17 protein-coding genes, 1 tRNA gene and 1 pseudogene are annotated in these 17,443 nt (G+C 65.0%); 15 read left to right on the forward strand and 4 right to left on the reverse strand.

What is annotated here, in order from left to right:
• Positions 1–124 precede the first annotated feature (124 nt).
• The 10 genes from U7114_RS07205 to U7114_RS07250 all read left to right on the forward strand — a co-directional run bounded on the left by U7114_RS07205 (position 125) and on the right by U7114_RS07250 (position 10,689).
• A complete protein-coding gene (locus U7114_RS07205; RefSeq protein WP_323056954.1) occupies positions 125–1,474 on the forward strand; it encodes a GAF domain-containing protein in 1,350 nt (449 codons plus the stop codon).
• A gap of 125 nt (positions 1,475–1,599) precedes the next feature.
• Positions 1,600–3,123, forward strand: a complete 1,524-nt coding sequence (locus U7114_RS07210) for an aldehyde dehydrogenase family protein (protein ID WP_323056955.1) — start codon at positions 1,600–1,602, stop codon at positions 3,121–3,123.
• A 55-nt stretch (positions 3,124–3,178) separates the two neighbouring features.
• On the forward strand, positions 3,179–4,201 hold the full coding sequence (adhP, locus tag U7114_RS07215) for an alcohol dehydrogenase AdhP (RefSeq protein ID WP_197432478.1): 1,023 nt from the start codon (positions 3,179–3,181) through the stop codon (positions 4,199–4,201).
• Positions 4,201–4,608: a DUF779 domain-containing protein gene (locus tag U7114_RS07220; RefSeq protein ID WP_157241545.1), complete on the forward strand. Its 408-nt coding sequence runs from the start codon at positions 4,201–4,203 to the stop codon at positions 4,606–4,608. The genes adhP and U7114_RS07220 overlap by 1 nt, the downstream gene beginning before the upstream one ends.
• Before the next feature lie 176 nt (positions 4,609–4,784).
• Positions 4,785–6,332, forward strand: a complete 1,548-nt coding sequence (locus U7114_RS07225) for an amino acid permease (protein ID WP_323056956.1) — start codon at positions 4,785–4,787, stop codon at positions 6,330–6,332.
• A 73-nt stretch (positions 6,333–6,405) separates the two neighbouring features.
• Positions 6,406–7,011, forward strand: coding sequence for a TetR/AcrR family transcriptional regulator (locus U7114_RS07230; RefSeq protein ID WP_157241547.1), 606 nt, complete (start codon positions 6,406–6,408; stop codon positions 7,009–7,011).
• A 229-nt stretch (positions 7,012–7,240) separates the two neighbouring features.
• Positions 7,241–8,227 carry an ABC transporter substrate-binding protein gene (locus U7114_RS07235; RefSeq protein WP_157241548.1) on the forward strand — a complete coding sequence of 329 codons (987 nt, stop codon included), beginning with the start codon at positions 7,241–7,243 and terminating at the stop codon, positions 8,225–8,227.
• Positions 8,224–9,066 carry an ABC transporter permease gene (locus U7114_RS07240; protein WP_323056957.1) on the forward strand — a complete coding sequence of 281 codons (843 nt, stop codon included), beginning with the start codon at positions 8,224–8,226 and terminating at the stop codon, positions 9,064–9,066. Before U7114_RS07235 ends, U7114_RS07240 begins: the two co-directional genes overlap by 4 nt.
• Entirely contained in the window at positions 9,063–9,836 is a 774-nt protein-coding gene (locus tag U7114_RS07245; protein WP_157241549.1) for an ABC transporter permease, read from the forward strand. Before U7114_RS07240 ends, U7114_RS07245 begins: the two co-directional genes overlap by 4 nt.
• Positions 9,826–10,689 carry an ABC transporter ATP-binding protein gene (locus U7114_RS07250; protein ID WP_157241550.1) on the forward strand — a complete coding sequence of 288 codons (864 nt, stop codon included), beginning with the start codon at positions 9,826–9,828 and terminating at the stop codon, positions 10,687–10,689. Before U7114_RS07245 ends, U7114_RS07250 begins: the two co-directional genes overlap by 11 nt.
• Here the strand turns inward: U7114_RS07250 and U7114_RS07255 are convergent.
• From U7114_RS07255 to U7114_RS07265, 3 genes are all read right to left on the reverse strand, one after another.
• Positions 10,667–11,302, reverse strand: coding sequence for a DUF2461 domain-containing protein (locus tag U7114_RS07255; protein WP_323056958.1), 636 nt, complete (start codon positions 11,300–11,302; stop codon positions 10,667–10,669). The two genes, U7114_RS07250 and U7114_RS07255, sit on opposite strands and share 23 nt — an antisense overlap.
• A gap of 125 nt (positions 11,303–11,427) precedes the next feature.
• Positions 11,428–12,924, reverse strand: a complete 1,497-nt coding sequence (locus tag U7114_RS07260) for a catalase (protein ID WP_157241552.1) — start codon at positions 12,922–12,924, stop codon at positions 11,428–11,430.
• 7 nt (positions 12,925–12,931) lie between these two features.
• The gene (locus U7114_RS07265) at positions 12,932–13,417 is read right to left on the reverse strand and encodes a Fur family transcriptional regulator (protein ID WP_157241553.1); all 486 of its coding nucleotides are present in this window, start codon (positions 13,415–13,417) and stop codon (positions 12,932–12,934) included.
• A 112-nt stretch (positions 13,418–13,529) separates the two neighbouring features.
• Here U7114_RS07265 and U7114_RS07270 point away from each other — a divergent pair.
• Together U7114_RS07270 and htpX are read left to right on the forward strand one after the other, a co-directional pair.
• Positions 13,530–13,814, forward strand: a pseudogene (locus U7114_RS07270) (MFS transporter); the annotation flags it as partial.
• 65 nt (positions 13,815–13,879) lie between these two features.
• Positions 13,880–14,749: a zinc metalloprotease HtpX gene (gene htpX, locus U7114_RS07275; RefSeq protein WP_321214133.1), complete on the forward strand. Its 870-nt coding sequence runs from the start codon at positions 13,880–13,882 to the stop codon at positions 14,747–14,749.
• 112 nt (positions 14,750–14,861) lie between these two features.
• Here the strand turns inward: htpX and U7114_RS07280 are convergent, their stop codons facing one another.
• Positions 14,862–15,353: a YajQ family cyclic di-GMP-binding protein gene (locus U7114_RS07280; protein WP_104998705.1), complete on the reverse strand. Its 492-nt coding sequence runs from the start codon at positions 15,351–15,353 to the stop codon at positions 14,862–14,864.
• A 185-nt stretch (positions 15,354–15,538) separates the two neighbouring features.
• On the opposite strand from U7114_RS07280, the gene U7114_RS07285 reads away from it, so the two are divergent.
• The 3 genes from U7114_RS07285 to U7114_RS07295 all read left to right on the forward strand — a co-directional run bounded on the left by U7114_RS07285 (position 15,539) and on the right by U7114_RS07295 (position 17,329).
• Positions 15,539–15,793, forward strand: coding sequence for a hypothetical protein (locus U7114_RS07285; RefSeq protein WP_157241554.1), 255 nt, complete (start codon positions 15,539–15,541; stop codon positions 15,791–15,793).
• A 167-nt stretch (positions 15,794–15,960) separates the two neighbouring features.
• Positions 15,961–16,042, forward strand: a tRNA-Tyr gene (locus U7114_RS07290).
• A 216-nt stretch (positions 16,043–16,258) separates the two neighbouring features.
• Positions 16,259–17,329, forward strand: coding sequence for a hypothetical protein (locus tag U7114_RS07295; RefSeq protein WP_323056959.1), 1,071 nt, complete (start codon positions 16,259–16,261; stop codon positions 17,327–17,329).
• Positions 17,330–17,443: the final 114 nt, after the last annotated feature.

Below are 17,443 nucleotides of genomic sequence, written 5' to 3' on the forward strand. Positions count from 1 at the left end.
GTTCCGGGGACTGCCGCCTGCCACAGGGGCCAAAAGCAACGCATTTGCGGCTGCCGTTCAGCCGGCTGAGGGGTACAATTGCCGGGCTGGCAGAACGAGTGCCGCGCACCATCATGGGAGTTCGATGACGAACCTGATCCAGCCGGCCGCCGAGCCGCACCAGCGAGCCGCCCTCGCCGGGCATGAGTTCCTGGACGGTGCCGCTGCCGGCACCCCGGAAATACCAGGCCTGCGCAAGCTCATCAAAGAGTCCTGGCAGCGTTCGGCCAGTTTCAAGGCAAACCCGGACAGCCCGGCAGCCCCGCTCGCCATGGACCGGGACGTGCTGGAGGACTACCGCAGCCAGCACCCCCTGGCCGCCATCATGCCTGTCATTAACAAGCTCCTGGTCCAGCCCAGCCACGACAGCGGCCTGCTGGTGGCAGTGGGTGACGAGGTGGGCCGGCTCCTGTGGGTGGACGGGGACCCCGTGCTGCAGCGCCGCGCCGAGGGCATGATGTTCGTCCCGGGTGCCGACTGGTCCGAGGCAACGGTGGGAACAAGTGCCCCCGGAACCGCCCTTGCCCTGGGCCGGGGAATCCAGATCGCCGGGGCCGAGCACTACCAGCGCACCGTCCATCCCTGGAGCTGCACCGCTGTTCCTTTCCACGATCCGGATTCCGGCGCCGTCCTGGGCGTGGTGGACATCACCGGTACGGCCACGGCGGTGGCACCCCACACGTTGTCGCTCGTCGAGGCGACCGTGGCCGCCGCGCAGGCGCAGCTGCGGGTTGAACGGCTGCAGCTGGCGGCGTCGCTGGCCAGCAGGCCTGCACGACGGCGGAGCCAGGGCAGCGCTTCCCGGTCACCGGTGCCGGGGGCGAAGGAGGGCAGCCTGTACCGCAACAGCCTCCAGCTGCTGGGCCGCGACCAGGCCCTGCTCAGCATCGAGGGCAAAACCGTGGTGCTGTCCGCCCGGCACAGCGAAATCCTCGCCCTGCTGAGCTCGCACCCGGACGGACTGAGCGCCGAGGAACTCAGCGTCCTCCTGTACCCGGGCGACGGGTCCACCATGACGCTGCGCGCCGAAATGGTCCGGCTGCGCAAGGTCCTGCAGCAGCTCAACCCGGCCGCCGTTCCCGGCTCGCGGCCGTACCGGCTGCCCCTGGACCTGGTGCCGGACAGCGGCCAGGTCCTTAACTGCCTGCAGCGCGGCGCCCACCGGATCGCGCTGGAGATCTACCGCGGGGCCGTGCTGCCCAAGTCCGAGGCCCCCGGCATCATCGACCTCCGGGACAGGGTCTCGTCCCTGATGCGGGAAGCCGTCCTCACGGACGGCAGCGCCGAAACGCTGCTCAAGTACGCTGAGCTGCCCGAGGCGAGGGACGACGTCGGGGTCCGGCGTGCCGCCCTGAAACTGCTGCCTGCCCGCTCGCCCAAGCGTGCCGCCGTCGTCGCCGACCTCGAGCGGCTGGAAGCCGAACTGCGCGCCTGACAATGAGCCCCTGTGATGTGGGCCACAGGGTTGCAACCTGACTGCAACCTTTGCCCTCCTACGCTGAGTGCAACGGCAGAGGCCATGACCCGGCCTCCGCCCCATGCACAGCAAAGGAGCTAGCAATGACTGTTTACGCCCAGCCCGGTACCGAGGGTTCGAAGGTCACCTTCAAGGACCGCTACGAGAACTGGATCGGCGGCGAATGGGTGGCCCCGGTCAAGGGCCAGTACTTCGAAAACGTCACCCCCGTCACGGGCAAGGTCTTCTGCGAGGTGGCCCGCGGCACGGCGGAGGATATTGAACTGGCGCTCGACGCCGCGCACAAGGTTGCGCCGTCCTGGGGCAAGACCTCCGTGGCCGAGCGCGCCGCGATCCTGAACAAGATCGCTGACCGGATCGACGAGAACCTGGAAATGCTGGCCGTCGCCGAGTCCTGGGACAACGGCAAGCCCATCCGCGAAACCCTCAACGCCGACATGCCCCTGGCCGCGGACCACTTCCGTTACTTCGCCTCCGCCGTCCGCGCCCAGGAGGGCCGGCTGTCCCAGCTCGACGAGGACACCACCGCCTACCACTACCACGAGCCGCTCGGCGTCGTCGGCCAGATCATCCCGTGGAACTTCCCCATCCTAATGGCCGTTTGGAAGCTCGCGCCCGCCCTCGCCGCCGGCAACGCCGTGGTGCTCAAGCCCGCCGAGCAGACGCCGTCGTCCATCCTGGTCCTGATGGAGCTCATCGGCGACCTGCTCCCCGCCGGCGTCCTGAACGTGGTCAACGGCTTCGGCGTCGAGGCAGGCAAGCCGCTCGCCTCCAGCCCCCGGATACGCAAGATCGCCTTCACGGGCGAGACCACCACCGGCAGGCTGATTAGCCAGTACGCCAGCCAGAACCTGATTCCGGTCACCCTGGAGCTCGGCGGCAAGAGCCCGAACATCTTCTTCAACGACGTCGCCCAGGAGAACGACGCGTTCTACGACAAGGCCCAGGAGGGCTTCGCGCTGTTCGCCTTCAACCAGGGCGAAGTCTGCACCTGCCCGTCCCGCGCGCTGGTCCAGGAAGACATCTACGAGTCCTTCATGGCCGACGCCGTTGCCCGGGTAGAAAAGATGGTCCAGGGCAACCCGCTGGACACCGCAACCCAGGTCGGGGCCCAGGCCTCCAACGACCAGCTCGAGAAGATCCTGTCCTACATCGACATCGGCAAGCAGGAAGGCGCCACGGTCCTGACCGGCGGCGCCCGGGCCGAGCTGCCCGGCGACCTTGCCGGCGGTTTCTACGTCCAGCCCACGGTCTTCGAGGGCCACAACAAGATGCGGATCTTCCAGGAGGAAATCTTCGGCCCGGTGGTCGCCGTAACGAAGTTCAGCGACTACAACGACGCCATGGGCATCGCCAACGACACCCTCTACGGCCTCGGCGCCGGCGTCTGGTCCCGCAACGGCAATGTCGCATACCGGGCAGGCCGGGAAATCCAGGCCGGCCGTGTCTGGGTGAACAACTACCACGCCTACCCGGCGGGCGCCGCGTTCGGCGGCTACAAGTCCTCAGGCATCGGGCGCGAGAACCACGCCATGATGCTGGACCACTACCAGCAGACCAAGAACCTGCTGGTCAGCTACAACGAAAACAAGCTCGGCTTCTTCTAGAAGTAGCCGCTGCACCCAGTTCCAACCCCGCTACAACGACGCAAGGATTTCGCCAATGACGACGAGAATGCAAGCAGCAGTAGTAACCGAATTCGGCAAGGACCTCCAGGTCCAGGACCTCGAGATTCCCGCCCCCGGCCCGGGACAGGCACTGGTCAAGGTCCTGACCACCGGCGTCTGCCACACCGACCTCCACGCGGCGGAAGGTGACTGGCCCGTCAAGCCCTCACCGCCCTTCATCCCCGGCCACGAGGGCGTGGGGGAAGTGGTGGCCCTCGGCGAGGGCGTCACCGACCTGGCCGTCGGTGACCTGGTGGGCAATGCCTGGCTCTGGTCCGCCTGCGGCGACTGCCAGTACTGCCGCACCGGCTGGGAAACACTCTGCGAAGTGCAGAAGAACGCCGGCTACAGTGTTGACGGCTCGTTCGGCGAGTACATGCTGGTGGACTCGCGCTTCGCCGCCCGCATACCGGCGGGATCCGACCCCGTCGAGGTGGCGCCGGTGCTCTGTGCCGGCGTCACCGTCTACAAGGGCCTGAAAATGACCGAAGCAAGGCCGGGGCAGTGGGTCACCATTTCCGGCATCGGCGGCCTTGGTCACATCGCCGTCCAGTATGCCGTCGCCATGGGCCTCCGGGTGGCTGCCGTGGATATTGCCGACGACAAACTCGCCCTGGCGAAGGCGCACGGCGCCGAACTGACGGTCAACGCCCTGCATGAGGACCCGGTGGAAGTCATCCAGCGCGAAACCGGAGGATGCCATGGAGTACTGGTCACCGCGGTGCATCCCTCGGCCTTCGGGCAGGCGATCGGCATGGCACGCCGTGGCGGGACGATCGTGTTCAACGGCCTGCCGCCCGGCGACTTTCCCGCACCGATCTTCGAGATTGTGCTCAAGGGCCTGACAGTCCGCGGTTCAATCGTGGGCACCCGCCAGGACCTGGAGGAGGCGCTGGACTTCTACGCCCAGGGCAAGATCCACCCCACGGTGTCCGTCCGGGAACTCTCGGAGGTCAACGCCGTCCTGGATGAAATGAAGCACGCCAAGATCGACGGCCGCGTAGTCCTGAGGTTCTGATGCCGCTGGACAGGCTTGAGGCCGGGGTGACGCTGCCCGGGGAGGACTTCTCGCGGGTGGCGCTCACCCCGGCGGCCGTGCAGCTGCTGCGGAAACTGTGGCTCCAGCACGGTCCGCTCATGTTCCACCAGTCCGGCGGCTGCTGCGACGGGTCCTCGCCCATGTGCTATCCGGCGGGCGACTTCATCACCGCGGAAGCAGACGTCCTGCTTGGCCTCTTCGACCTCTCCGAGGGACTGGAACCGCAGCCGCTGGAATTCTGGATGTCCCGGGAGCAGTTCAGCTACTGGAGCCACACGCACCTGACGGTGGACGTGGTGCCGGGCAGGGGGAGCGGCTTTTCGGTCGAGGCGCCGGAGGGAAAAAGGTTCCTGATCCGGTCCGCCCTGATGGACTGGCCCGCCTAGGCCGGTTCGACCAACTACCACTTGGGACCCTTCATCTGAAGGGTCCCAAGTGCTTTGCCGGAATAAAGTTCGGCAGAGTAACCGTCTCACCATTCGGGACAATTGGGCCCGTCCAGTGGATGGACACTACCGTTAATAGGTCTGTTTCCATCCGAAACCAGGATTGTGATCCCCCAATGAACCTTCTCCGGACCAAATCCATCGAGCAGTCGATCGCCGACGCCGATGAGCCCGGGCGCAAGCTGAAGCGCTCCCTCAGTACCTGGGACCTGATGATCATGGGCGTCGCGGTTGCTGTCGGCGCCGGCATCTTCTCCGTTGGCGCCAAGGCCGCGGCCAACTTCTCCGGTCCCGCCGTGACCCTGTCCTTCGCCATCGCCGCCGTAACCTGCGCGCTGGCCATCATGTGCTACGCCGAGTTCGCCACCGCCATCCCCGTGGCCGGTTCCGCGTACGTCTTCACTTACGCCACCATGGGCGAACTCCTGGCCTGGATCATCGGCTGGAACCTGATCCTGGAGCTTTTCACCGCCGCGGCCGTGATCGCCAAGTACTGGGGCATCTACCTCAGCAAGGTATTCGCCCTCATGGGCGCCGATATTCCGCCGGCGATCTCCCTGGGCGGGATTGACCTCTACTGGGGTGCCTTCCTGATCGTCGCCGTCTTCACCGTGCTGCTGGTCCTGGGCACCAAGCTCTCCGCCCGCGTAGGCAACATCTTCACCCTGATCAAGATCGGCGTCGTCCTCTTTGTCATCGTGGTGGGCTTCACTTACGTGAAGATCGAAAACTACGCCCCGTTCATCCCGGCCGCCCAGCCGACCGGCGGCGCCGGTGGCGCCGACGTCCTGAAGCAGTCGTTCTTCGGCTTCCTCACCGGAGCCGCCCCCGCCCAGTACGGCACCCTTGGCATCTTCGCCGGCGCCGCTCTGGTCTTCTTTGCCTTCATCGGCTTTGACGTGGTGGCCACGTCGGCGGAAGAAGTAAAGAACCCGCAGAAGACGCTGCCGCGCGGCATCTTCGGCGGCCTGGCCCTGGTAACCCTGCTCTACATCCTGGTGTCCCTGGCACTCACGGGCATGGTGTCCTACACGCAGCTGGCCGAGGCCGAGAACCCCACCCTCACCACGGCCTTCGAAGCAGTGGGGGACACCTCGGCGGCCAAGATCATTGCCTTCGGCTCCCTGGTGGGCCTGACCACCGTGATCATGGTGCTCCTCATGGGCCTGTCCCGCGTGGTGCTGGCCATGAGCCGCGACGGGCTACTTCCCCGTGCACTGTCCAAGACCAGCCAGAAGCGTTCGACGCCGGTGCGCCTCCAGATCATCTGCGGGGCCGCCGTCGCCCTGGTCGCCGGGCTGACCAACGTGGACCTGCTGGAAGAAATGATCAACATCGGGACGCTGTCCGCCTTCGTGGTGGTAAGCCTGGGCATCCTGGTGCTCCGCAAGAAGCGCCCGGACCTGAAGCCGGCCTTCCGCGTACCGTTCGGCAAGGTCCTGCCCGTCGTGTCCGCCGTGCTGTGCTTCTACCTGATGACCAACCTCGCGGTGGAGACCTGGATCTTCTTTGCGGTCTGGCTGGTCATCGGCATGGCGATCTACTTCTCCTACGGCCAGCGCCATTCCCGCCTCAACGAGCGCTTCGGCGACGCGAGCGCGGCGGTCAACGGACCGGCTGCTGACAAAGTGCGCGACGGCGAGGACGAGCTCACCCGCGCCTGACACCCCGTGCGAATGCCCGCCCTGGCCTGGCCATGGGCGGGCATTCGCATGTCCGGCTTCTAGGATGGATCACATGGCCCGTCCCACACGATCCGAACGCAAGGCAGAACTCCTGGCCGCGATCCTGGATTACCTGATGGACAAAACGCTTGCCGAGCTCACCTTCCGGAGCCTCGCTGAGGGCCTGGGGATGAGCGCGTATGTGCTGGTGTACCACTTTGGAAGCCGGGACCAGCTGATCAACGACATTGTGGTTTCCATCGAGTCCCGGCTGGACCGGATGCGCAATACCGATGTGCACGACATCGACCGCGCCGCCTGGCGGGACTTCCTGCTCGACTCCTGGCAGTGGACCATGGCCCAGCGGAACCGGCACCTGACGCGCCTGGAATTCGAAGCGACGGCGCAGGACATCGTGGCCGCCGAACCGAGGGGAACGTCGCAGGAGCACTTCCGGATGCTCCACCATAAAACCCGCGACTGGCTCATGGTGCAGGGAATTCCGGAGGAGTTTGCCGACACCGACGCGCGGCTCTTCACGTCCACCTTCTACGGGCTGCAGTTCGACTTCGTGGTCATGAATGAGCCGGAAGCGGCCACCAAGGCCTTCGAGCTGATGCTGGCGGTCTTCTTCAACAACCTGGAAACGCGCCTGGCGCCCGGTGGAGGGCAGGGCTGAGCCGTCCCCGGCGCCGCAGGCCGGGCGTTGGCAGGAACTGCGGAAATCCCAGGCCTGGCCACTGGAAACTGTCCCTTACGGTGCCGTCTCAGAGCTGTAACAATGAGCCGTACACGGATGTGCTGGCAGTCGTACCATGATTGAATCGGATAGTCGAACTTCTGTTCGAATGTCGAACACTGGGCTTGGGGGCGGGTCAGCCCCCGGTCATGGGCACGAAGGAGTGATCATGAAACGTCGTCTTATTTCCATCCTGGCAGTTGCCTCTGTCCTGGGGCTGGCGGCCTGCGGAAGCGGCTCGCCCAGTTCTACCGGCGGCGGAAGCGCACCGGCCACCGGGGGCGGCGGCGCGGGCTTGACCAAGGTCAGCGTCGGCGTCATCCCCATTGTGGACTGTGCCCCCATCTACCTTGGCGACAAGCAGGGATTCTTCAAGGACGAAGGCCTTCAGCTGGACATCCAGACGGCCACGGGCGGCGCGGCGATTGTCCCCGGCGTGGTCAGCGGCAGCTTCGACTTCGCGTTCTCCAACCTGATTTCGGTGATGGTCGCCAAGGACAAAGGGCTGGACCTGAAGTTCGTGGCCAACGGCGCCTCCACCACCGGCGAGAAGGGCAAGGACATCGGCGGCGTCGTGGCCCCGGCCGGCTCGGACATCAAGTCCGCGAAGGACCTGGCCGGCAAAACGGTGTCCGTGAACAACCTCTCCAATATCGGCGACACCACCATCAAGTCGGTGATCGAGAAGGACGGCGGTGATCCAAGTGGGGTGAAGTTCGTGGAGGTAGCCTTCCCGGACGCCCCGGCGGCGCTGGCCAACAAGCAGGTGGACGCCGCCTGGATCCTGGAGCCCTTCCTGTCGAAGGCCGTTGCTGAAGGCGGAACCGTGGTGTCGTCCAACTTTGTGGAGATGAGCCCGGAACTGGACATCGCCGGCTACTTCACCAAGGGCGACACCATCAAAGGCAAAGCGGAGCTGACCGGGAAGTTCACCCGGGCCATGAACAAGTCCCTTGAGTACGCCCAGGAGCATCCGCAGGAAGTCCGCGACATCGTGGGCACCTACACGAAGATCGATGAGGCCACCCGGGCCAGGATGATCCTGCCGCGCTACCGCACTGACTTCGACAAGGATGCCTTCAAGACGCTCGGCGATGCCGCGGCCAAGTACGGCACCCTGAGCAAAGCGCCGAGTGCGGACGACCTCCTCCCGTGAGTTCAGGAACCCTGGCCACCGGCGGGGCCGCTCCACGGGCGGAGCGGCCCCGAAGGAAGGGCGGCAAGGGAGCGGCGAAACAACTGCTCGGAGTCGCGGGGATCATCGGATTCCTGGCCACCTGGGAGCTCATTCCCCGCCTCGGCCTGATTGATGAACGGTTCCTCCCGCCCGCCAGTGAAGTGGTTGCCGCCCTGGTTGTTGACTTCGGCCTCACGGCCTTCTGGGTTGCGGCGGGAGAAACCATGAAAGCGTGGTTCCTCGGCCTCCTGATCGCCGTGGCCGCAGCCGTCCTGCTCGGTTTCATCATCGGCTCCAGCGGCTTCCTCCGGAAGGCCACCAACTCCACCATCGAGTTCCTGCGCCCCATCCCGTCGGTGGCCCTTATCCCCTTGGCCGTGCTGCTCTTCGGGGTAAAGATCGAGTCGTCCCTGCTGCTCATCGTGTACGCCTCCTTCTGGCAGGTCCTCATTCAGGTGCTCTACGGCGTGGCCGACGTCGACATGGTCGCCAACAACACTGCCAAGACCTACGGACTGGGCCGGATGGCCCGCATCCGGTACGTCGTGTTTCCGACGGCCCTGCCCTACCTGATGACGGGTGTTCGGCTTGCCGCTGCGGTGGCGCTGGTCCTGGCCATCACGGCGGAACTGGTGATCGGTTCCCCGGGCCTGGGCCGGGAGATTGCCCTCGCCCAGTCCGGCGGCGCCATCTCCGGCATGTACGCCCTGGTGCTGGCCACCGGCCTGATAGGTGTCCTGATCAACATGGTGATGCGCCAGATCGAGAAGCGGATCCTGGCATGGCACTCGTCTGTGCGCTCGGAGGTGATCGTATGAGGTCGCTGAAAAACCTCGGCTATATCGTGGGCCTGCCGGTCCTGCTGGTCCTGGTCTGGTGGTCCTCCACCCTGGGAGCGGTCAACTTTTTTGTCCCCCGGCCCGCCGACCTTGTGGGGACCTTCGGCAAAGTCTGGTTCGGTGACAGGTTCTTTTCCGATGTCCTGCCCAGCCTGGGCAGGCTGGTGGTGGGCGTGGCGGTGGCCATTGCCATCGGAGTTGTGGGCGGGGTCCTGATCGGGTCCATCCGGTGGCTGCGGGCACTGCTGGAACCGACGCTGGAATTCTTCCGTGCCATCCCGCCGCCGGTCCTGGTGCCGGTGCTGATGCTGCTGATGGGCATCACCGACTCCATGAAGGTCATGGTGATCATTTCCGGTTGCGTCTGGCCCGTGCTGCTCAACACAATCGAGGGTGTGCGGGCTGTGGACCCGGTGCTCTCCGACTCGGCACACACGTACGGCATCAGCGGCTGGGCGCGCGTGCGGCACCTGGTGCTTCCTTCCGCCAGCCCGCAGATCATGGCCGGGGTGCGCCAGTCGCTGTCCCTCGGGCTGATCCTCATGGTGATTTCCGAAATGTTTGCCTCGTCCTCCGGGCTGGGCTTCACCATTGTCCAGTTCCAGCGGTCCTTCGCCATCCCGGAAATGTGGTCCGGCATTGTGGTCCTGGGCCTGCTGGGCGTGGCCATGTCTTTCATCTTCCAGTGGGCGGAGCGGAACATCCTGCGCTGGTACCACGGCCAGAAAGAGGTAGAAAATGCAGCCTGAACCCACCCAAGCGACCACGGAGGCCACCCTCTCCGTCCGCGGGCTGAAGAAGGTCTACCAGACCGACGGCGGTGACGTGGAGGCGGTCCGGAACCTCACCTTTGACCTGCGCGCGGGGGAGTTGGCCTGCCTGGTGGGGCCCTCAGGCTCCGGCAAGACCACGCTGCTCAAGTGCATCTCCGGGCTCATGGCGCCGACCGAAGGCGAAGTGCTCCTGGACGGCAAGCGGGTGACCGGTCCACCCAAGAAGATGGCCGTGGTGTTCCAGGAATACGGGCGTTCGCTGTTCCCGTGGATGCGGGTCCGCGACAACGTGGAACTGCCGCTGAAAAACCAGGGGGTGCCCAAGGCCGAACGGGACCGGCTGGTGGATGACGCCCTCGAGGCCGTGGGGCTCTCGCATGTGCCACGGTCCTACCCCTGGCAGCTTTCCGGCGGCATGCAGCAGCGCGTGGCTATTGCCCGGGCCATCGCGTACCAGCCCGAGGTCCTGCTGATGGACGAACCGTTCGCGGCCGTGGATGCGCAGACCCGGGCCGATCTTGAGGACCTGATCCGGGTGGTCTGGAGAAAGCTGGGCGTCACGGTGCTCTTCGTGACCCACGACATTGACGAATCCGTCTACCTCGGCGAGCGGGTAATCATCCTTTCCAGCTCGCCTACCGTGATCCAGGAGGATATTACGATCGACCTTCCGGACGAGCGCGACCAACTTAATACCCGTTCCCTGCCGCGCTTCACGGAGCTGCGCCACCACGTGTACGAACAGATCCAGCTGGCGAAGAAGGGGCACCGCCCGGCCGCGGCCTCATCCGGGAAGGAGACCCCGGTCAAGGGGCAGCATGCCGGCTGACCCAGTCAACTAATGGCCGCAGGTCCTCCCACAGCCCGGCGATGTCCTGGACCGCGGCAGGGGTTGCCAGCCAGTCCGGCCGGCCAAGGTTGACGCTGGCGGAGAGGGATTTGTGCTTTAGGAGTTCGGCCCGCGGGTGCTCCCGCGCATACCCGCGCGGCACCGTCTTCAGCTTCTCTCCCTCAACGGCAAAGCCGGCCGCGGCAACAGCCTCCAGGATCCGCAGGAGCGACTCGCCGGTGCCGGACGCGTCCACGGAATTGCGGTACCGGGCCAGCTGCGCAGGCGTATGCGAGTGGTAGCCGCCGCCCACCAGCAGGCCGTCAGCGCTTATCTGCAGGTAGTAGCCAACCCCTTCCTGGACGGATGCCACCGCACCCTGGGCCGTCTTGTAGGGGGACTTGTCCTCGGAAAACCGGATGTCCCTGTTGGGCCGGAAGAGCTTCGCCGGCCCAAACCTGGGTTCCAGCTCCGCAAGCAGTGACGAAAGCGGTTCCCTGACCAGGGAGAGGTACCTGTCCTTGTGTTCCTGCCACCACTCCCGGTTGTTGTTGTCCTGAAGCTCCTCATAGAACCCGAAGGCGCCGGCAGGTATGCCCTGGAAAGTTGTCATGCAGCGATCCTAGGGACGGCAGGCGGCGGCGGCCATGCGCGGAGCCGGGTATGTGGAAAAAAGAAGACCACCCCGCCACACGAACAGCGGCGGGGTGGTCTTCAGCAAGTCAAGACGGAGCTGGATCAGCCGATCTTGTTGGCAGCCTCAGCGTCGGAGGACGGAGCTGACGGAGCAGCCGCGGTACCGAGGTTGGCGCGCAGCTTGGCGCCGAGTTCGGCGTCAACGTTGGTCCAGTACTGGATGGCGCGTTCCTTGATGCCGGGGCTCTTGACGCCGCCCACGGCACCGGTGATGGTCTCGAGGAAGCGGGCCTTCGCTGCTTCGTCGTAGACCTCGCGGTAGAGCGTGCCCGCCTGGACGAAGTCGCCGTCCTCGGCGTGGAGGGAGTGCGCGGCGAGGGTCAGCTCGCCGTCGTTCTCCCAGCCGCCGGCCGGGTTCTGCGGCTCGACTGCGGCCGGGCCGCCAACGGAGTTGGGGGCGTAGACCGGCACGGACGGGGCGTTGAAGTGGTAGCGCCCGGCACCGTCCTGGCTGTAGTTGTTGACCTGGTTCTTGGGCTGGTTCACCGGGATCTGGGCGTGGTTGGTGCCTACGCGGTAGCGGTGGGCGTCCGCGTAGGAGAAGATGCGCGCCTGCAGCATCTTGTCCGGGGAAGCGGCGATGCCCGGCACGAAGTTCGACGGCGCGAAGGTGGCCTGCTCGATCTGCGCGAAGTAGTTCTCCGGGTTCCGGTTCAGCTCCATGGTGCCCACCTTGATCAGCGGGTAGTCGCCGTGCGGCCACACCTTGGTCAGGTCGAACGGGTTGAAGCGGTAGGTCTTGGCGTCCTCGTACGGCATGACCTGGACGTGCAGGTCCCAGGACGGGAAGTTGCCGGCCTCGATGTTCTCGGAGAGGTCGCGGATGTAGAAGTCGGCGTCGGAGCCTGCCAGCTGCTCGGCCTGCTCGCTGCCCATGGAGTTCACGCCCTGGTTGGACTTGAAGTGGTACTTGACCCAGAACCGCTCGCCCTCGGCGTTGATCCACTGGTAGGTGTGCGAGCCGTAGCCCTGCATTTCGCGCCAGGAGGCGGGCAGGCCGCGGTCGCCCATGAGCCAGGTGACCTGGTGTGCGGACTCGGGGGACAGGGTCCAGAAGTCCCACTGCATGTCGGCGTCGCGCAGGTGCGTGCCCGGCAGGCGCTTCTGGGAGTGGATAAAGTCCGGGAACTTGATGCCGTCACGGATGAAGAACACCGGGGTGTTGTTGCCCACGAGGTCGTAGTTGCCCTCGGTGGTGTAGAACTTCACGGCGAAGCCGCGGGGATCGCGCCAGGTGTCCGGGGAGCCGCTTTCGCCGGCCACGGAGGAGAAGCGGATCAGCATTTCGGTTTCGACGCCGGGCTGGAGGAAGGCTGCCTTGGTGTACCTGGACACGTCCTCGGTGGCCTTGAACGTACCGAATGCGCCGCCGCCCTTGGCGTGCACTACGCGCTCCGGCACCCGCTCGCGGTTGAACTGGGCGAGCTTTTCCACCAGGTAGTGGTCAGTCAGGATGATGGCACCGTCGGCACCGACTGACTTCGAGTGCGCGTCCGACGTAACGGGGGCACCTGACTGGGTTGTTGAAATGGCAGTCATTGTTCTCCTATTTCTCTATTTCTTGCGGGGGACGATTGGAAGGAAGTTGTTGGGACTGCTGGCAGTCCTGGCAGATGCCCTGGTACATGACATCGGCGATCTGGATGGTCATCGGCTTGGCGTTTTCATCCCAGTGGGGGGTGAGGCAGGGTGCGTGGCCCACTGCGCAGTCGACGTCCTCCACCCGGCCGCAGCTGATGCAGATGGCGTGGTGGTGGTTGTCGCCCACCCGCGTCTCGTACAGGGCGGGGGAGTGCGGGGGCTCAAACCTGCGGAGCATGTGCAGGTCCGTCAGGTCGCCGAGCACCACATATACGGACTGTGCCGTCAGCTCAGGCAGTTCGGCGCGGGCGGCGGCCAGGATGCTCTCCGCAGGGGAGTGGGGGTGGCGTTCGACGGCGGCCAGGACCGCCAACCGCTGTTTGGTCACCCTGCGGCCGTGGGCACGCAGGGCGGCAGCCCATGCCTCGTGGCCGTCAAAGTGTTCCGTCATGCCACCATTCAAGCACTTATTATGAGCATCTCACAATAAGGCTCGGCTAACACGTTGTGAACGGGAAGAAACCGCCGCCGCTAGGGTTGTTGGGTGGGGAAACTGCTCGCTGACGCGGCCCAACCTCCGGATGACCTTCGTGATCGACCTGGCGGCCATGGTCCTGGCCCGGCCGCGGGCGCTGATGCCGGCCATCGGTGCCGTCGTGATCGGCGGCGGCGAAGCGACCGTAGGCGTCCTGCTGGCGTCCACCGCCGTCGGCGCTTTCCTGGCGGGCCTGTTTTCCGGACCCCTCGGCGGCGTCCGCTGGCAGGGGAGCGCCGTGGTCATCTCGGTGACGGGGTGGGGTGCGTCCATGGCGGCCTTCGGCCTGGTGGTGCTGCTCGCCGGGCGTTCACCGGACGGGGACGCGCGGAACCCTGCCCCCTAGACAGCCGTTTCCATAGTGAGTAAGGAGGAGACGTGCACAAACACTACAACGGGCTCAAGACCGCGGCGCTCTTCGGGGTGCTGTGGGCGGTGCTGCTGGGCCTCGGGGCGCTGATCGGCACCAGTACCCGCAGCTCCGCGCCGATCTGGATCATGGCCCTCGTGGGCGTGGCCACGACGGCATACGGCTACTGGAACAGCGACAAGATCGCCATCCGCGCCATGGCGGCCTACCCCGTCACGGAACCGCAGGCGCCGCAGCTGTACCAGATGGTCCGGGAACTGTCCGTCCGCGCCAACCAGCCCATGCCGCGCATCTACCTCTCGCCCACCATGAACCCGAACGCCTTCGCCACCGGCCGCAATCCCCGGAACGCCGCCGTGTGCGTGACCGAGGGAATGCTGCAGTTGCTGGACGCCCGGGAGCTCCGCGGAGTCCTGGGCCACGAGCTCATGCACGTCTACAACCGGGACATCCTCACCTCGTCCGTGGCCGCCGCCGTCGCAGGCGTGATCACGTCGGTGGGCCAGATGCTCCTGTTCTTCGGCGGCGGTGACCGGCGCAATTCCAATCCGCTGGCGATGCTGGCCATGGCGCTCCTCGCCCCCTTCGCGGCGTCGCTGATCCAGATGGCCATTTCCCGGACCCGGGAGTACGACGCCGACGAGGACGGTTCGCAGCTGACCGGCGATCCGCTGGCGCTCGCCTCAGCGCTGGCCAAGATCGAGCGGGGCGTCACCATCGCACCGCTGCCGCAGGACCAGCGGCTGGTGAATGCCTCGCACCTGATGATCGCCAACCCGTTCCGCGGCGGTGCGATGACCAAGCTGTTTGCCACGCATCCGCCCATGCGGGACCGGATTTCCCGGCTGGAGCGGATGGCAGGCCGGCCGCTGGGCTGACGTCCGGCGTCTCCGGGACGCGCAAAGAGGCCGGCGCAGCCCTATTCCGGGTGCGCCGGCCTCTTGCGTGTCGGCCGAAATTATGCGCGTCGAGAACGACGGCGGCGGACGGCTAGCTGCGGAAGTTCACGAACTGCAGGTCGGCTTCCTCGAAGTCCTTCAGCAGGGCCATGGTGGCCTGCAGGTCGTCGCGGGACTTGGACGTCACGCGGAGCTCGTCGCCCTGGATCTGGGACTTGACCGACTTGGGGGCTTCGTCCCGGATGAGCTTGTTGATCTTCTTGGCAAGGTCCTGCGCGATGCCCTCCTTGATGGAGGCCTCCAGCCGGTACTCCTTGCCGGACGCATAGGGCTCGCCGGCGTCCAGCGACTTCAGCGAGATGCCGCGGCGGATCAGCTTGGACTGGAGCACGTCCAGCACTGCCAGGACGCGTTCCTCGGAGTTCGCCTTCATCAGGATCTTTTCGCCGCTGAAATCCACCTCGGCGCCGACGCCCTTGAAGTCGTAGCGCTGGGCCAGCTCCTTCTGCGCCTGGTTCAGCGCGTTGGCCACTTCCTGCTTGTCTACCTTGCTTACGACGTCGAACGTTGACTCGCCTGCCATGACTCTCCTTTTGCCGGTGGAAGCCCTGTGCGCGGACAGGGGGTGATCACTGCATTCCAGCCTAATACGGATGGCCGCGCTGAGGGGCTCAGGGATTCACAGTTCCCTCCCAGCGGACGCTCTGCAGGAACGAAGGAGGGCGGAGAACAGTTGAACGTGTTGGGAAGTTGTTCGAAGGGAACACCATGCACCGCAAGGCCGTCCGTTACGCCACCCGCACCACCTCGGCAGCAGCGGGGGCGGTGGCAGCAGCGGCGTCGTCGGTGGCCGCAGCAGCGGTGGCTGCGTCCATCATCCTCGCTCCGGTGGCCGATGCTTCATCCCGGATGGAGGGAGTCAGCGAGGACCTGCTGCGTGCAGTCCAGCTGAACCAGATCACTGAGGAGCAGGCCGTGAAGTTCGAGGCCCGCCTTGCCGGAAGGATTCTGGGAGAGGCCTGATTCCGTTCCTTTCCCCGTTGTTTCAAGGGATTTCCGGGCCTCCGCGGCCCGATTCGATTCTTCGGCGGAAGTTCTGTAAAGTTGTCTTGCCCGCGGTTACTGGAAGCGGAACGGCCCGGAAACGGACGTTCTGCAGACTGCATCGGCGGGTACTTCTTTTGAAGTTCGGCAGATTACCCGAGCGGCCAAAGGGGGCTGACTGTAAATCAGCTGGCAACGCCTACGGGGGTTCGAATCCCTCATCTGCCACCCAAGCGAAGGCCCGTAGTTTCCTGGAAACTACGGGCCTTTGTCATGCCCGGCCGCTGCGGGCCGTCGCCCTGGATCGGCTTCGGATCACGCCAGGCGGGCAGGCTGCCCGATCTTTTTCCAATCCTGTGACAAATCTGGGCGGATCTTGATGATGCCGCAGATAGTGTTCTCACATATTCGCAATTTTATGGGGGGAAATTGTCGGTGGCCGGCATGTCTGAAGATGTTCGGGGAGCCTGGCTCGATATCGCCGAGGAGGTCCGCTGGTATCCCTCGCCGCATAATTCCCAGCCGATAAAGCTGAGGCCGATCAGCGAGACCGTTGCAGTTGTCTATTACGACCTTGACCTTGGGCTGCCTGCCGAATCTTTCGGAATCCCTTTCGGCCACGTGTGCGCGGGGGTCTTCCTGGAGTCACTGTCCGTGGTGGCCGCGGCCCGGGGCTACCGCACCGTGGAAAGCCTTGAGCTTTCAGAAATGGATTTCGCTGCCGAGGACCGGCTGCATCTTATTGGCACAGTCCGATTGGAACCTGCTGCAGCTGGCTCCCATTCCCAGCCCTTGGCCGAAAGTGCTTTGGCCGCATTCCGGGCCAGGCGGACGTCGCGCCGGCCGTACGACAAGCGGGTGGTCGATGAGGCGATTTTGACGGCAGCTTCTTCCATTGCGGCCCGCCAAGGATACGCATTTCATTCAACCGCTGACAGCCGCACTGTTTCATCGCTTGTGCGGATCAATCAAAAAACTCTCTTTTCCGACTTGCGCAATAATGCGGTCTACGCCGAGATCATGGAGTGGCTGCGGTTTTCGAAGGACGAGGCTGCAGCCCGGGCAGACGGTCTCAGCGCGGAGACCATGATCATTCCCGGGCGGGTGCTTCGATTCGCGATGAAGCACCGTAATCTTTGGTCCTTCCCAGCCATCGGCGGTTTCATAAAGGCCGTCTATCTACGCACAATGCGTGGCGTGCGGCAGCTTGGATGGTTGGAGGGCCCGTTCGCGGAGCCGGGCCATTTCCTGGAAGCCGGGCGCACGTTCATGCAGGTATGGCTCTTTTTTTCGGAAAAGGGCGTATCCCTCCACCCCTTTGGCACTGTGATCACCAACCCGTCTTCTCACGCAGAATTCGTCGAGGAGGCTGGAATCAACGAGACAGCGAACAGGATGGCGTGGATGCTGTTCAGGTTCGGTTACAGCGACACCCCGCCAAAGTCTCACCGCCGCCCGGCGGCCTCGATGCTGCTCACCGATGACATGTCCGTACAGGAGCCACACCTTGAATAAGAAGCTCATATTTGCGTTCGTCTTTCTTATGGACAGATTCGTCGGGGTCTTTACGCCAAGGGTTTCAACTCACCGGATACTGCTGATGCCGGGCATCGAACCTTTCCGTTGGAC

The sequence above is a fragment of the Pseudarthrobacter sp. C1 genome (assembly GCF_034720455.1).
Classification (GTDB): Bacteria; Actinomycetota; Actinomycetes; order Actinomycetales; family Micrococcaceae; genus Arthrobacter.

Bases quoted from the DNA above. Each gene is read 5' to 3' on its own strand.
- U7114_RS07205 (WP_323056954.1), top strand. From the start codon at position 125: ATGACGAACCTGATCCAGCCGGCCGCCGAGCCGCACCAGCGAGCCGCC.
- U7114_RS07210 (WP_323056955.1), top strand. From the start codon at position 1,600: ATGACTGTTTACGCCCAGCCCGGTACCGAGGGTTCGAAGGTCACCTTC.
- adhP (WP_197432478.1), top strand. From the start codon at position 3,179: ATGACGACGAGAATGCAAGCAGCAGTAGTAACCGAATTCGGCAAGGAC.
- U7114_RS07220 (WP_157241545.1), top strand. From the start codon at position 4,201: ATGCCGCTGGACAGGCTTGAGGCCGGGGTGACGCTGCCCGGGGAGGAC.
- U7114_RS07225 (WP_323056956.1), top strand. From the start codon at position 4,785: ATGAACCTTCTCCGGACCAAATCCATCGAGCAGTCGATCGCCGACGCC.
- U7114_RS07230 (WP_157241547.1), top strand. From the start codon at position 6,406: ATGGCCCGTCCCACACGATCCGAACGCAAGGCAGAACTCCTGGCCGCG.
- U7114_RS07235 (WP_157241548.1), top strand. From the start codon at position 7,241: ATGAAACGTCGTCTTATTTCCATCCTGGCAGTTGCCTCTGTCCTGGGG.
- U7114_RS07245 (WP_157241549.1), top strand. From the start codon at position 9,063: ATGAGGTCGCTGAAAAACCTCGGCTATATCGTGGGCCTGCCGGTCCTG.
- U7114_RS07250 (WP_157241550.1), top strand. From the start codon at position 9,826: ATGCAGCCTGAACCCACCCAAGCGACCACGGAGGCCACCCTCTCCGTC.
- U7114_RS07255 (WP_323056958.1), bottom strand. From the start codon at position 11,302: ATGACAACTTTCCAGGGCATACCTGCCGGCGCCTTCGGGTTCTATGAG.
- U7114_RS07260 (WP_157241552.1), bottom strand. From the start codon at position 12,924: ATGACTGCCATTTCAACAACCCAGTCAGGTGCCCCCGTTACGTCGGAC.
- U7114_RS07265 (WP_157241553.1), bottom strand. From the start codon at position 13,417: ATGACGGAACACTTTGACGGCCACGAGGCATGGGCTGCCGCCCTGCGT.
- U7114_RS07280 (WP_104998705.1), bottom strand. From the start codon at position 15,353: ATGGCAGGCGAGTCAACGTTCGACGTCGTAAGCAAGGTAGACAAGCAG.
- U7114_RS07285 (WP_157241554.1), top strand. From the start codon at position 15,539: ATGCACCGCAAGGCCGTCCGTTACGCCACCCGCACCACCTCGGCAGCA.
- U7114_RS07295 (WP_323056959.1), top strand. From the start codon at position 16,259: ATGTCTGAAGATGTTCGGGGAGCCTGGCTCGATATCGCCGAGGAGGTC.